Annotated in this window: 19 protein-coding genes; 2 read left to right on the forward strand and 17 right to left on the reverse strand. The window is 42.5% G+C overall.

Annotated elements, in window-relative coordinates; translation table 11 throughout:
* Positions 1–129: 129 nt before the first annotated feature.
* From TOL9009_RS0124620 to TOL9009_RS0124630, 3 genes are all read right to left on the reverse strand, one after another.
* A complete protein-coding gene (locus TOL9009_RS0124620) occupies positions 130–342 on the reverse strand; it encodes an RpnC/YadD family protein (RefSeq protein WP_029635457.1) in 213 nt (70 codons plus the stop codon).
* Positions 343–383: 41 nt separating this feature from the next.
* A complete protein-coding gene (locus TOL9009_RS0124625; RefSeq protein ID WP_029635459.1) occupies positions 384–1247 on the reverse strand; it encodes an Rpn family recombination-promoting nuclease/putative transposase in 864 nt (287 codons plus the stop codon).
* Positions 1248–1332: 85 nt separating this feature from the next.
* Positions 1333–4020 carry a DNA methyltransferase gene (locus TOL9009_RS0124630; protein WP_029635461.1) on the reverse strand — a complete coding sequence of 896 codons (2688 nt, stop codon included), beginning with the start codon at positions 4018–4020 and terminating at the stop codon, positions 1333–1335.
* A 49-nt stretch (positions 4021–4069) separates the two neighbouring features.
* Here TOL9009_RS0124630 and TOL9009_RS47725 point away from each other — a divergent pair, with 49 nt between their 5' ends.
* On the forward strand, positions 4070–4249 hold the full coding sequence (locus TOL9009_RS47725; RefSeq protein ID WP_186227644.1) for a hypothetical protein: 180 nt from the start codon (positions 4070–4072) through the stop codon (positions 4247–4249).
* Positions 4250–4297: 48 nt separating this feature from the next.
* On the opposite strand, the gene TOL9009_RS0124635 is transcribed toward TOL9009_RS47725, so the two are convergent.
* Both TOL9009_RS0124635 and TOL9009_RS0124640 read right to left on the reverse strand, forming a co-directional pair.
* Positions 4298–4660, reverse strand: coding sequence for a helix-turn-helix domain-containing protein (locus TOL9009_RS0124635; RefSeq protein WP_029635463.1), 363 nt, complete (start codon positions 4658–4660; stop codon positions 4298–4300).
* A gap of 78 nt (positions 4661–4738) precedes the next feature.
* Positions 4739–5101: a helix-turn-helix domain-containing protein gene (locus TOL9009_RS0124640; protein ID WP_029635465.1), complete on the reverse strand. Its 363-nt coding sequence runs from the start codon at positions 5099–5101 to the stop codon at positions 4739–4741.
* 195 nt (positions 5102–5296) lie between these two features.
* Between TOL9009_RS0124640 and TOL9009_RS0124645 the strand changes: the two genes are divergently transcribed.
* Positions 5297–5788, forward strand: coding sequence for a hypothetical protein (locus tag TOL9009_RS0124645; protein WP_029635467.1), 492 nt, complete (start codon positions 5297–5299; stop codon positions 5786–5788).
* Here the strand turns inward: TOL9009_RS0124645 and prfA are convergent.
* From prfA to infA, 12 genes are all read right to left on the reverse strand, one after another.
* Positions 5785–6885, reverse strand: coding sequence for a peptide chain release factor 1 (gene prfA, locus TOL9009_RS0124650; RefSeq protein ID WP_029635469.1), 1101 nt, complete (start codon positions 6883–6885; stop codon positions 5785–5787). The genes TOL9009_RS0124645 and prfA overlap by 4 nt on opposite strands.
* A gap of 102 nt (positions 6886–6987) precedes the next feature.
* On the reverse strand, positions 6988–7236 hold the full coding sequence (gene rpmE, locus TOL9009_RS0124655) for a 50S ribosomal protein L31 (RefSeq protein WP_029635470.1): 249 nt from the start codon (positions 7234–7236) through the stop codon (positions 6988–6990).
* A gap of 260 nt (positions 7237–7496) precedes the next feature.
* Positions 7497–7913, reverse strand: a complete 417-nt coding sequence (gene rpsI, locus TOL9009_RS0124665) for a 30S ribosomal protein S9 (protein WP_029635472.1) — start codon at positions 7911–7913, stop codon at positions 7497–7499.
* Positions 7913–8374: a 50S ribosomal protein L13 gene (gene rplM, locus TOL9009_RS0124670; protein WP_029635474.1), complete on the reverse strand. Its 462-nt coding sequence runs from the start codon at positions 8372–8374 to the stop codon at positions 7913–7915. The genes rpsI and rplM overlap by 1 nt, the downstream gene beginning before the upstream one ends.
* Before the next feature lie 209 nt (positions 8375–8583).
* Positions 8584–9405, reverse strand: a complete 822-nt coding sequence (truA, locus tag TOL9009_RS0124675) for a tRNA pseudouridine(38-40) synthase TruA (protein ID WP_029635476.1) — start codon at positions 9403–9405, stop codon at positions 8584–8586.
* 74 nt (positions 9406–9479) lie between these two features.
* Positions 9480–9830, reverse strand: a complete 351-nt coding sequence (gene rplQ / locus TOL9009_RS0124680) for a 50S ribosomal protein L17 (protein ID WP_029635477.1) — start codon at positions 9828–9830, stop codon at positions 9480–9482.
* A gap of 116 nt (positions 9831–9946) precedes the next feature.
* Positions 9947–10894, reverse strand: coding sequence for a DNA-directed RNA polymerase subunit alpha (locus tag TOL9009_RS0124685; protein ID WP_029635479.1), 948 nt, complete (start codon positions 10892–10894; stop codon positions 9947–9949).
* A gap of 181 nt (positions 10895–11075) precedes the next feature.
* Positions 11076–11471 carry a 30S ribosomal protein S11 gene (gene rpsK, locus TOL9009_RS0124690; RefSeq protein WP_029635481.1) on the reverse strand — a complete coding sequence of 132 codons (396 nt, stop codon included), beginning with the start codon at positions 11469–11471 and terminating at the stop codon, positions 11076–11078.
* 54 nt (positions 11472–11525) lie between these two features.
* Positions 11526–11906 (reverse strand): 30S ribosomal protein S13, encoded by a 381-nt coding sequence (rpsM, locus tag TOL9009_RS0124695; protein ID WP_029635483.1) that lies wholly within the window; start codon positions 11904–11906, stop codon positions 11526–11528.
* Positions 11907–12008: 102 nt separating this feature from the next.
* Positions 12009–12122: a 50S ribosomal protein L36 gene (gene rpmJ / locus TOL9009_RS43840; protein WP_015129703.1), complete on the reverse strand. Its 114-nt coding sequence runs from the start codon at positions 12120–12122 to the stop codon at positions 12009–12011.
* Between the two features lie 114 nt (positions 12123–12236).
* Positions 12237–12485, reverse strand: a complete 249-nt coding sequence (locus TOL9009_RS0124700; RefSeq protein ID WP_072022166.1) for a S1 domain-containing protein — start codon at positions 12483–12485, stop codon at positions 12237–12239.
* A 4-nt stretch (positions 12486–12489) separates the two neighbouring features.
* Complete coding sequence (gene infA / locus TOL9009_RS0124705; protein WP_006276978.1) at positions 12490–12714, reverse strand: translation initiation factor IF-1; 225 nt, start codon at positions 12712–12714, stop codon at positions 12490–12492.
* Positions 12715–12851 lie beyond the last annotated feature (137 nt).

Here is a 12851-nt window from a genome sequence, read left to right on the forward strand (position 1 = left end):
GGGGTAGGGTATGGGTAACAGAGGCGCAGAAGCTTACGCCGTGTCCAAATATTAACAAAATTTAACTACATATTTCGTATTGATTATTGGCATAAACAGAAGATTTTCAAAGGTTTCACGAGAATACTACTATGGTGCTATTTGCCTCACCTCTTCAATACTCAAGCCTAAACCTTCTGCTATCTGCTCTAAACTTAATCCTAATGCCAGAAAGCGACGTACAGCGCTTGAATAAAATTCGCGTTTGCCTTGTTCCCTACCTATTTCCCTACCTATTTGTCTACCTTCCTCAAAGGCTTCCTGGTAAAACCTTGTTTGCTTTAACTCACTTAAACTAAACATTGGCTGTATTTCCTCCTAAGGCTTGTTGTCAAGTTATGATTTCAACTATTACCTTGCTCGTTTGAAGACTGTTGTTGTGCCATTTGTCTTACTTCCTCAAGACTTAGACTTAAGCCTTGTGCTATCTGCTCTAAACTAAGCCCTAAAGCCAAAAATTGGCGTACAGCGTTTAAAGTTAGTTCACGTTTGCCTTCTTCTCTGCCTTCTTCCCTACCTTCAAGCTTGCCTTCTTCCTTACCTTCAAGCTTGCCTTCGGTGAAGGCATCCTGATAAAATCTGGTTTGCTTTAACTCACTTAAACTAAACATTGCTTGTATTTCCTCCCTAGTCATCCTTGGAAACTTGTAGACGATGATTGTCTCTATTAATTGTAATAATTGCTGTTGAGGAATTCCACCGCTGACATTTTGCGTAACTCTGTCTATTAATTCTCTGAAGAGTGCGATCGCTCTCTCTTCATCTTCAATGATTAACTTGATAGTAGCAATGCCAATTGGTAGCGATGTAGCTTCACCTAATTCATCTAGATAAATGCGACTAACTCGCTGACTTGTGAAGAACTCGCGGTAATGTTTTATATCTCCTGTGTCTACACTCCGGGTTGGATAGATAACAGCAGCAACCCAATCGTTTTGGGGTTTATTCTGACGAAGATATAAACATATTTCTGCAAACAATCGAGAGTAAATTTCTGAATCTGGCTGAAATTGTACTTCCACAAAGTAAATTGGGTTTTCCTCTGTTTGTGTAGGAAGAAAAACCCCATCAATTCTAAATGCTGTTTGTTTAACTTCAACTGATGAAAATTGATACAAGTTGGCTTCTTCTGGAGGTTCCCCGATGAGTTCAAAGAAGATGCTGGGGAATTCTTGGAATAAGCGATAAAAGATGCTGTCGGTTTTCACGATTGAGTATTATATTGCATAATATTGAGTTTAAACGCAAAGGTACGCTAAGTTAAGCGCAAAGGTACGCTGAGGTTATTGTGGTTTAGCTGGGTGCTGAACAACCTATAATAGTTTCACCCCGCTTTTCTTTTTCGGCTAATTCTAAATTCAATTCCAACAGCTTCTCTAAAATGTCGTCGCTAGAGTTAAAATCGTAAGCTTGCATCACTAGTTTATCAAGTTGTTCATGCAATTTATAAAGTTGGCTCGTTGGTTCATTAAAAAAGTTATTATACAGCGTCGTAATTCCCCACTGTTTCGCTTCCATTTGTTGAGTGCGATATTGATGAAGTTCTTCAGCTTTAGCGCGAATTTGATTAACTAATTTAGCATCAGGTGTTTGGGGAAAGGGGAAGGTTTCAAAGCATGTATTGTGAGTGTAAGCAATATCAGCTTTTAAAGTAGACTTTTGAGCGTGCATCCAAATACGATGAACTTGAGATGAAAGAACACCAAAAATATAAAAATCATCCGATGCAACAGCTTTAGTCTTATTACCTGGAAGCCATTCAAGAGGACAAGGAATAAAAATAGCCCATTTAGATACTTCGGGAACTGCGAAGTAGTAAGATAGAGGTTTTATAGCTTTTCTCATTCCCTCATTAGTACGCTTAAATCTCCACCATTTTTCCCTCATGACTGCTTCGCGATTTTTTTCTCGTTCTGGCTTAACATAAATTCTAATATGCTCAAAAGGTAACTCGTAATCACTTGCTTCTTCAATACTCATATTACTAAAATCAATAATCCAGCGTTCAGGCTTCCCGTGAGGATTTTTAGCCAGATTTGCACCCATTGAAAAAAGCTTTAGAACATCTTGATTTTTTGAATCAGTTTTAATCCATTCGTTAACTTGCTGCTCAGTAACTATAAATCCTTCCCCAACAGGAATTACACCCTGAAAGCATTTATTTAGATTCGCTTTTAATCTAACAGCCTGTGAAACATCAATTGTTGTTTTAAGTGAAGAACTTATTCTTGAAACTACTTCATTATCTAAATAATATTTGTTAGGTAGTTCCTTACTCCAATTAACAATACTAACATGAACCTTTGCTTCACCCGACCAAGGTTGTGTAGAAACAGCTTCATGAATATAGCCACCATTTTGAGTAATATAATCTAAAGCAGCAATTCTACTTTTACCTTGACTAACTGAATTAGTCCCAACTAATCCGGCTCTACCTTTTTCGTCAATATGATTATGAGCTAGCCGAAACCAATAAGCACAAAAATCTACAGAATCTTTGACATCTGGAAAGTGTTGAAAAACCTTATCTATATATTCATCTCCCAAAGCTATTCTCATATGCTTTCCACCTAAAAAGGGAGGATTGCCGATAATTGCATCCGCTTTCTGCCATTCACTAAAAAGCGCATCCTGACAAACAATATTTTTATCCAACGTATCCAAAGGCAAAGCCGGTTCAGTCAACTTCAAATTATCAATTGCAATCTTCCGCGCAATCATCAAAGTCACTCGCGCTAACTCCACCGCAAAGGGATTTGTATCCATCCCATAAAATTGCTGTGGTGTTACAAAACCCATTTGCATTTGCTCATTAGCCGACTTCCGACGCTGGGCAATCTTATCTAACAAAAGCATTTCAATTCGCTTTAACTCCTGATATGCCATGTAGAGAAAATTCCCCGAACCACAAGCCGGATCTAACACCCGATAACTTTGTAATTCCAATTGCAAAGCCGAAAGTTCACCTATAGTCGTAGCCTCTTCAATTCTTTCTTCCCAATATCTACTAATAGTTGGACGGACAATTTTCATAATGTCCGCTTCTGAAGTAAAATGAATTCCGCGTGCATGACGCTCTTTTTTATCCACCGTTCCTTCAAACAAATTACCGAAAATTGCCGGACGTACTTTACTCCAATCTTCCCGCGCTGATACATCCAAAAAGTTCAATTCTTCCCGCGTTAAATCAATTCCATGAATTAGCGAAAATAAACCGCCGTTAAAATAATCTACACCTTGATAACGTCCCGCTGGCGTAATTCCTGGCTGATTCATTTCCCGAAATAAACCACCCAAAACATCATAAGAACTTGCCCCTTTCATGCAATCCTGAACGCAGGAAATAAACATATCACGGGGTAATAATTGCCTATCTTCAGCAAACATCGCTAGCACGCATTGCAAAATAAACCGCTGCGCTGTCAACTTCTCAATTTTGCGTTTTTCCAACTCCAGTAGCAATTCACCCATCCGACGTGCAGCGCGTTCTGTGACTACGAGCTGGTTATTTCTAAATACAGGAGGTTTTTCCCCTAATTCCATAAACGCAAAGGCTCCTGCCCTTTCTGGCAGTTGCTCTAGGGGAATTACATCTACGGGTGTATCTAGTTGAATATCAAAGTCAAAAATCCAGAATTCGTCAAAATTGCACAACAACACATAACGCGGACGATTTGGTACTAACCGCGTCCAATAATCAAAAGCCTGAGAATAATGCTTACTTAAATCTTCCCCGCGCTTCTTCATCTCAATCAATACGCGGGGTTTCCACACCAAATCAGCAAAGCCGGTTTTACCCTTCTTGCTGCTTTTTTTAATCGCTTCTTCGTAACTCGCTCCCGCTTCTAGCGCTCCCTCATGTCCAAACGCTCGAAAAAACCTATCTAGAAAGGTTTGCGCTTCTTTTCTTTCTTCACCTTTGATGTGAGAATGGCAAAAATTAACAAATTTGTGGAGACTTTCAAGTGTAGCTGCTACCATTTTGGATTTTGATACTTGGGGAATAATCAGTATTTTTAACTATTCCTTTGTGATAAATTCATCAATCCAAATGGTATTTTATATTTGGGAAATTTGCACTCCCTCCTCCCTCAGGGCAGAATTGTATTGGGATGGGCGATCGCTATTAGCTCAAAATTCGGTGTTGCTGCTATGCGAATATGAATTTGTCTCACGCAGAGCCGCAGAGTCGCAGAGAGTAAGAGTTTGAGATGCTTGATTTTTAATTTTCATATTTGGATTCAGCAACGCTCAAAATTCAACTAACTTTCGCTTCATCTCCCGCAGACTCAGCCACAGCAGCCAATCTCGCAGCAGCAGCTTGAACTATCTGAGCCACTTGAGACAAAGGCATATGATTAATTTGTCTGAGAATCGCGCTGACATCTGAAGTTTCTGGTACTGGTTTACCTTCCAAACAGCAGAGTAACTCTTCCATTGTGTACCCAGCTCTGGTTGCTATCTGAGCCAGATTTTCAGTATCTGGAACCTTCACACCCTTTTCCCACATTTGAACAGCAGTAGCAGAAACTCCCAAAAGCTTGCCAAAAGCTCTTTGACTTGTTGAACCACGAGCTAGTTTGATAATTTCAATCAGTTTTTGTCTACTTTCAATGTTCACTGCTTTTATAGCTAGTCAACTTTATTTACAAGTTTAGTATTTATCTTGCTGCGCTTGAAGTGCTTCATTTTTAGTCGCTCAACTGGCTTTGACTTCATCTTGTGAAGCTTCAGCAACAGAAGCAAATCTCTCCGCAGTTGCTTGAGCTATCTGAGCGACTTGAGACAAAGGCATATATTTGATTTGTCTTAAAATCACACTCAAATCTGATATTTCTGGTACTGCTCTGCCTTCCAAACAACAGAGTAACTCTTCCAACGTGTAGCCTGCACGAGCTGCTATCTGAGCCAAATATTCGGTGTCTGGTACATTCACACCCTTTTCCCACAACTGTACAGCAGTAGCAGAAACACCCAAAAGCTTGCCAAAAGCTCTTTGACTCATTGAACCACGAGCTAGTTTGATAATTTCAATCAGTTTTTCTCTGCTTTCTATGTTCACTGCTGATGTAGCTACTCAACTTTACTTATAAGTTTAGAGAGCAAGACCTACAACGTTACTTTTATATTGACATGGAAACTTGTAGCTGGTATTCTTAAAAGTAAGGTTGTAGGTAGCCAATCTTCCTTTAGTTATTCAGGTAACGAGGCTACTTAGTTTTTGGGCATTGCTGCCAATAACAGACGGGGGTGCATCATGGTTAGTTGGACACGCAAGAAAACACAATATCGCCGCAAAGGTCAAAGTTTAATTGCCGCTAATAAAATTAAACCACAATTCTGGCACATTTCGGAAGCCGAAGCCAAAGAAGCACTTGTAGCCCAAGGTGAGCATGTCCAGAAAATCAAGAAAATCCGCTGCCTGAAGCATCAAGTTTGTATTTCTTATTGGAATGAGCAAGGTGGTGTATGCAGCAGCTTTTTCAGCTACCGAATTTTTGCGCGTTGGCAAAATGAAGTAGAAAAGGTAATTTATACCTGCCCTACGGTGAAGGAATGGACAAAATTACAACGCATCATGCGGTATGAATTCGCTTATTACAATTATTTCCGAGAAATTGAAGATGCACTTTACACGGCATTAGAAAACCGCTTGTGTGTCTTGAAAACAACAACACTACAAGCGGTTTTTACAGATAATTACGTAGAGACGTTCCGGCAGAATGTCTCTACCGCGCATAATAATTAATTACTAGCGCCGGAAGTGGCGAGTTCGGCTAACCTTTCCTGCTGGTCTTGGGAGATACAAGATTGAATCAGTGGCTCTAAATCGCCTTCCAAGACGGGGTTAAGGGAATAATTTTGACCAAGACGGTGGTCGGTGGCACGGTTATCTTTGTAGTTGTAGGTGCGAATCTTTTCAGAACGTGAACCTGTCCCAACTTGCGATCGCCTCATGGAAGTTACTTCTTCTTGTTGTTCGCGCAACTTGATTTCATACAGCTTTGCCCGCAGAATTTGCATAGCCCGTTCTTTATTTTGTAACTGGCTGCGTTCTTCGGTACAGAAAATCCGAATTCCGGTGGGTTTGTGCATCAAGTCAGCCGCTGTTTCTACCTTGTTGACGTTTTGCCCACCAGCACCACCAGAACGAGCTGTAGTCATCTCAATATCCTTCGGGTCGATGTGAATTTCCACCTCATCCACCTCTGGCATGATCGCTACAGTCGCTGTCGAGGTGTGAACTCGTCCTCCAGCTTCGGTTGCCGGCACCCGCTGCACGCGATGCACTCCAGCTTCAAACTTCAGCTTGCTGTAAACGCTCTCACCCTGAATTTCGAGAATTACTTCTTTGAAGCCGCCCATCTCACCGAGAGACTCACTTACCAGCTTCACTTTCCAACTTTGACTATCAGCATAACGCGAATACATTCGCAGCAAATCCCCAGCCCAGATACTTGCCTCATCACCACCAGTACCGGCGCGAATTTCCAGCATGATATTTTTATCATCATTCGGATCGCGGGGTAACAGCAATACCTTCAAGCGAGTTTCTAAATATTCGATTTTCTGCTCAAGTTCATCGACTTCCAGTCCTGCCATTTCTTGCATTTCTGGATCGCTGCTTGCTTCTTTGTAAACTTGACGTGCCCCAATCAAGTCTTCAGTAGCAGTTTTCCAAATTTCATAAGTATCTACTACCTCTTCTAAAGAAGAGCGTGACTTGGCAATTTGTTGATACTCATCCGGATTTTTGGCAGTATCCGGATCGCCAAGCCGACGGGTTAATTCATTAAAAGTTTGTTCAACGGATTTTAATTTATCCAGCAGGTATGATTCAGCCATGATGAGTCTTTGCGCTCCTTTAAATAACAAATTGGCTTAGGAAAAAATACAACCGACCCCGAAAAGTACAGGGTCGTCGTTAACACTGCCCAAGCCTTTTTGCTACTTTTTCTTTTTGCCGCCTGCGCCTTCTTCACCTGACGATGAGGACATACCGTACTTGCGAAGGAAGCGTTCTACTCGACCTTCGGTGTCAATCATCTTCTGGGTGCCGGTATAGAATGGGTGGTTTCCAGACCAAACATCTACATGCAATTCTGGCTTGGTTGAGCCAATGGTCATTACGACTTGACCGTTGCAGTAAACTTTCGCATCTGGATACCACTTAGGATGAATATCAGGTTTAGCCATTTTCCTTTCGTGGTTAATCTATATAAATTATAACTTGGGACGAGGACTGGGGGCTAGGGACTGGGGGCTAGGGACTGGGGACTGGGGACTGGGGAGATTTAAAGAGGGGAAAAGGGTAAAGGGTAAAGGTATAGAAATAAAGAGTTATTTAAATCACTCATGATATTTTTTTCCCCCTTTCCCTTTCCCCTTTCCCCCTCCTCAGATTGCCCAATGCCCAATGCCCCATGCCCCATGCCCAATGCCCCATGCCCAATTCCTTATCGTTTCGAGTATTGAGGTGCTTTGCGGGCTTTGTGCAAACCGTATTTTTTGCGCTCTTTCGCCCGTGGATCGCGGGTGAGGTAGCCTTCGGTTTTCAAAGGTGGGCGGTTTTCTGGATCTAGTTGACATAGCGCACGGGCGACTCCTAAGCGAACAGAGTCAGCTTGTCCGGTTAAGCCACCACCTTCAGCTTTCACCAAAATGTCATATTCGTTTTCCAATCCCAAAGTTTCTAGGGGTGCTTTGATGACTCCTAAATAGTTGGCATTGAATTGGAAATATAAATCTCCAGGTTTGCCATTTACGGTCATCTGACCGGTACCTGGAACTAGGCGTACCCGTGCGACTGCTGATTTCCGGCGACCAGTACCCCAGTAAACGGCGCGACCACTGTTGGTGTCTAGTGCTTGCATTAGTTTTCGGCTCCAGGAATTGTATTAATTTTTAGTTCTTTAGGTTGTTGCGCTGCGTGGGGATGATCTGCACCAGCGTAAACTTTCAGTTTGGTAAATAGCTGCCTGCCAAGGCTATTTTTCGGTAGCATACCTTTGACGGCGACTTCGATAATCCTTTCTGGTAAGCGGTCTTGCAGCTTGGCGAAGGTTTCGGTTTTCATCCCACCAGGACGACCGGAGTGGCGACGGTAGATTTTTTGAGTCCGCTTTTTGCCTGTGACTGTGACTTTCTCAGCATTGACGACAATGACGAAGCCGCCTGTGTCCATGTGAGGGGTATATTCTGGTTTATTTTTGCCGCGCAAAATCATGGCGATTTCGGTTGCGAGGCGACCTAAGCGTTTGTCGGTGGCATCTACTATGTACCACTCACGCTCAATGGATGCTACGGGAGGAAGGTAGGTTTTGTTTGTTGTCATTTGTCATGTGTCCTTTGTTTGTTAATGGTTAGTTGATAGTTGATAGTGGTTAGTTGATGGTTGATAGTTGTTCTACTAATACCGTTTTTATATGAAGATGCGCCTAGTTTAGCCCACGCAGGTGGGCTTTGTTCGTGTAGCCCCAGGCTTCCAGCCTGAGGGCGATCAGGTGCAACCTCAATAACTGCGCTCCTCCTAACTACTAACCACTAACCAAAAACTAATTTTGGTAAGGTGTCGTACCAAACTTCTTGGGGAAAAGGAAAATCTGGATAACCGACTCGCAACAAGCATAATCCTTGGGGGGGTGCGGCATATTTGACTTTTTCCCGGTGTTGATATGTCCAGATTTCTGTAAAGTTAGAAAGCGATCGCTCTTGTGAACCTACTTCTACTAACATTCCTACCAACAGCCGCACCATGCCATACAAAAATCCATCTGCCTGAATTTCAATATGAAGAAATGATCCTGTACGATAACACTCCGCTGCTTGCACTTCTACCCAGGAATGCTTGCGCTTTGAACCCGCACGGTGAAAAGCAGCTAAATGATGCTTTCCCATCAAGGGTTTAAGGGCAGCCTGAATTAAAGCTTCATCCAGGGGTGCATAATAATAATGCCAACTAAAGGGTCTAACGAACAAGTTCGGTCGGTCTTCGGTGTAAAGCGTGTAACGATAACGTCGATAAGCTGCACCAAAGCGAGCGTGCCAACTGTTACTTACACCTGCCGAAGCCCGAATCAATATATCTTTGGGCAAATAGCTATTAAGAACTGTAGCCCACTTTTCGGCGGGGATTCTACCTGTGGCATCAAAATGGGCTACTTGAGCAGCTGCGTGAACTCCGGAGTCGGTTCGCCCTGCGCCGTGTAGTGTCACATGATACCCCAGTATAACTGAGATAGCTTTTTCTATCTCTTCTTGCACGGTGCGTTGTTGTAGTTGTCGTTGCCACCCATGAAAATGAGTGCCCAGGTATTGAATTACTAGGGCTACTCTATAAGTCGGTGTAGGGTGGCTTTCTAACATAGGAATTTGGTCAATTGTCAATAGTTAAAAGTCATTTGTTTAAGATTCTTAAATAATGACCAATGACTAATGACTCAAACTAATTCAATTATTGCCATTTCCGCATTGTCACCCCGACGCGGGACGGTATGCAGAATGCGAGTATAACCACCTTGACGATTACCATACCTGGTGGGGGCTTGTTCAAACAAAGCATGAACTAGTTGTTTGTCGAATATATAGCCAAGGGCTTCACGACGTGCTGTCAATGAACCATTTTTAGCTAGGGTAATCATTTTGTCCACTTCGCTTCGCAAAACTTTAGCGCGAATTAAAGTAGTGGTGATCCGACCATGACGAATCAGCTCGGTGGTGAGCGATCGCAATAAAGCACGACGCTGGTCGGCTGGTTTACCAAGTTTTTTGACGCGACAACGGTGACGCATAATCTTTTTGTTAGTTGTTAGTTGTTAGTTGTTAGTTGCTAGTTGTTAGTTGTTGATTGTTAGTTGTTAGTTGTTTATCAGCCAATAAGTAATAACTACTAACTACTAACAACCAACTATGCGTGTTTGGAGCCTCTTTCCTGTGGCAGAGTAATGCCTAAGCGTCGCTGTAAAGCTTCTACTACTTCTTCTGCCGACTTCTGACCGAAGTTTTTGATTTCTAAGAGGTCTTCTTGGGTAAAATCCAACAAATCTGCTACAGAGTTTACTTGTGCTCGTTTGAGACAGTTATAGGCTCGTACAGAAAGCTGTAATTCTTCGATGGGAATTTGAGCGGTTGGATCGTCTGGGATATCTGAGTTTGTATCGACTGGATCGAGGGAGATATCCTTCAAAGGATTGAATAAATCTACCAAGATAGCAGCGGCAGAGGAAAGTGCTTCTTGAGGTGAGATACTGCCATTTGTCCAAACTTCCAACAGTAGTCGGTCTTTGGGTATGGAGTTATCTCCACGGAAGTCCTCAACACTATAATTAACTTTCCGCACAGGCATAAACACGGAGTCGATTTGGAGAAAGTCTAAAGATGTGGCTTCCTCACGTCCTCGCTCTACGGTGCGATATCCTTTGCCTTTCTCAATGCGGAATTCCATTTCCAGCTTTGCTCCCTCAGCGATGGTCGCTACATACTGAGTTTGGTCGATCACTTCTACTTCACTAGGCAAGTCAAAATGTGCCGCAGTGATTGTGGCTGGACCTGTAACCAGTAAACGACCAATCTGGGGTTGAGAAGAATAGTTTTTCAGGATAACTTCCTTCATTTTCATGAGGATTTCCAGTACGTCTTCTCGCACACCCGGAACTGTGGCAAACTCGTGGGAAACGCCTGCAATCCGCACTGCGGTAACTGCTGTACCCTCTAGATTAGATAGTAAAACTCTTCTCAGGGCGTTACCTACTGTTGTTCCCTGACCGCGCTCTAGTGGTTCTAAGACAAATTTACTGTAATGGTTCCGACTTTCCTCGGTATTAGATTCTACACATTCAATTTGAAACTGCGGCACGGAGTAGCCTCCCTTCTTTTAAGGTGCTGCTAAAAGGCAAATCAATTGCCTCGTCTTTATTTACTTAATGCTTTGGAACTTCAAGGAAGCTTTTTCATACCTGCCAATGTTGGTATTTGAAGCTTTATTCATAGGTTGTGGACGATGCAGTTTAAACGCGATCGCCCAACAGCTACAATGTCTAAACTCGACGGCGCTTCGGGGGACGGCAACCATTGTGAGGAATTGGGGTAATATCCCGAATCAGTGTAATTTCCAATCCGGCTCCTTGCAGTGCCCGAATAGCGGTTTCTCTGCCCGCTCCCGGACCTGAAACCATTACCTCTATTTGGCGCATTCCAGAGTCCATCGCTCGGCGTGCTGCACTTTCTGCGGCGGTTTGGGCTGCGAAGGGAGTTCCTTTTTTTGCTCCTTTAAAACCGCTAGAACCAGCACTTGCCCAAGAAATCACATCTCCGTTTTGATCGGTAATGGTGACAATGCTATTGTTGAAAGTAGACTGGATATATGCCATTCCATTAGGAACGTTGCGTTTTTGCTTTTTGCTGCCACTTTTTTTAGTTGGTTGTCGCGCCATAATATCGGTGTAGTTGAATAATGGTAATAGTTGTTGTCAGACAGCGTTGAAAATTTATTTGCCGGGAGCTTTCTTCTTACCTGCCACTGTCTGCCGTCTGCCTCGACGAGTTCTGGCGTTGGTACGAGTTCTTTGTCCTCTGACTGGCAAGCCCATGCGATGACGACGACCTCTGTAGGAACCAATATCAATCAGACGCTTGATGTTCAGTCCCTCTAAACGCCGCAAGTCACCTTCTACTTGATAGTCGCTCTCAATGATTCCCCGTAGCGCTGCTACATCCGCATCACTTAAGTCTTTTACACGAATATCTGGATTTACACCAGTATTAGCTAATATTTCTTGCGATCTAGATAATCCAATTCCGTAGATATAAGTTAGACCAATTTCTACACGTTTGTCGCGTGGAAGGTCTACTCCGGCAATACGTGCCATTTCTTACTTTCTCCCTATTATTCTTGCCAGTACTGTTACTATCTGCGTGACGGTGATTTTTTTCGCTTCACCCGATTAACGTCATTCCTAGCAGTATCGATGCTATCCCTGACGTTGCTTGTGCTTGGGATTAACACAAATAACCATCACGCGCCCGCGACGTTTGATAACGTTACACTTTTCACAAATTTTCTTGACTGAAGCTCTGACTTTCATGCCGTTCTTAATTGACTCCAAATAGTAGATTATAGCATTTATTGGGAATTTAGTCAGTTATTTTTTTGCTTAACACCAAATATGGTGATTTCTGGTAAAATTATCTACATATACTTACTTTTTCCGCATTCTATAAGTGATTCTGCCTTTTTCATGGTCGTTATTATCCAACTTCATTTTGATGCGATCGCCGGCTAAAATTTTGATATAGTGACGATGCAAGGGAAGGTAAGCCAAGATGTTAGACGCATTGTCAAGTTCAACCTGGAACTTGTGAGCTTTGACAGTAGAGCCATTTTCTAATTCAACATTTTCAGGTAATAAAACTTGGGTGATAATACCTTCAAACATCAAGTTAGACATTTACCTACTTCTTCCGCAGTCGATAAGTTATTCTACCCTTTGTCAGGTCGTAGGGAGTTAATTCTACTTTGACGCGATCGCCAGGTAAAATCTTGATATAGTTCCGGCGAATCTTACCAGAAATATGAGCTAGAACATTAAAGCCATTATCCAAGTCAACCCGAAACATCGCATTTGGTAGGGACTCTGTGACAGTGCCTTCCATTTCAATCAAATCTTGTTTAGACAATTTATTTTTTCCTCAATTCAACAGTTTCCCCCGACAGTTGCAGTAATTACATCTGCAAGAGAACACAATTTGGCGATTATATCAACAGTTTCTTAATATATTTTAGCGAAATTTTCAATTCATCCTACCCTCAGGGG

The sequence above is a fragment of the [Scytonema hofmanni] UTEX 2349 genome (genome assembly GCF_000582685.1).
Classification (GTDB): domain Bacteria; phylum Cyanobacteriota; class Cyanobacteriia; order Cyanobacteriales; family Nostocaceae; genus Hassallia; species Hassallia hofmanni.

What these genes read in the sequence shown, in the direction of transcription:
- TOL9009_RS0124630 (WP_029635461.1), bottom strand. Translation starts at nt 4,020, where the DNA reads ATGGTAGCAGCTACACTTGAAAGTCTCCACAAATTTGTTAATTTTTGC.
- rplQ (WP_029635477.1), bottom strand. Translation starts at nt 9,830, where the DNA reads ATGCGTCACCGTTGTCGCGTCAAAAAACTTGGTAAACCAGCCGACCAG.
- TOL9009_RS0124645 (WP_029635467.1), top strand. Translation starts at nt 5,297, where the DNA reads ATGGTTAGTTGGACACGCAAGAAAACACAATATCGCCGCAAAGGTCAA.
- rplM (WP_029635474.1), bottom strand. Translation starts at nt 8,374, where the DNA reads ATGACAACAAACAAAACCTACCTTCCTCCCGTAGCATCCATTGAGCGT.
- rpsK (WP_029635481.1), bottom strand. Translation starts at nt 11,471, where the DNA reads ATGGCGCGACAACCAACTAAAAAAAGTGGCAGCAAAAAGCAAAAACGC.
- TOL9009_RS0124700 (WP_072022166.1), bottom strand. Translation starts at nt 12,485, where the DNA reads ATGTCTAACTTGATGTTTGAAGGTATTATCACCCAAGTTTTATTACCT.
- rpmJ (WP_015129703.1), bottom strand. Translation starts at nt 12,122, where the DNA reads ATGAAAGTCAGAGCTTCAGTCAAGAAAATTTGTGAAAAGTGTAACGTT.
- truA (WP_029635476.1), bottom strand. Translation starts at nt 9,405, where the DNA reads ATGTTAGAAAGCCACCCTACACCGACTTATAGAGTAGCCCTAGTAATT.
- rpsI (WP_029635472.1), bottom strand. Translation starts at nt 7,913, where the DNA reads ATGCAAGCACTAGACACCAACAGTGGTCGCGCCGTTTACTGGGGTACT.
- rpmE (WP_029635470.1), bottom strand. Translation starts at nt 7,236, where the DNA reads ATGGCTAAACCTGATATTCATCCTAAGTGGTATCCAGATGCGAAAGTT.
- prfA (WP_029635469.1), bottom strand. Translation starts at nt 6,885, where the DNA reads ATGGCTGAATCATACCTGCTGGATAAATTAAAATCCGTTGAACAAACT.
- TOL9009_RS0124620 (WP_029635457.1), bottom strand. Translation starts at nt 342, where the DNA reads ATGTTTAGTTTAAGTGAGTTAAAGCAAACAAGGTTTTACCAGGAAGCC.
- rpsM (WP_029635483.1), bottom strand. Translation starts at nt 11,906, where the DNA reads ATGGCACGTATTGCCGGAGTAGACCTTCCACGCGACAAACGTGTAGAA.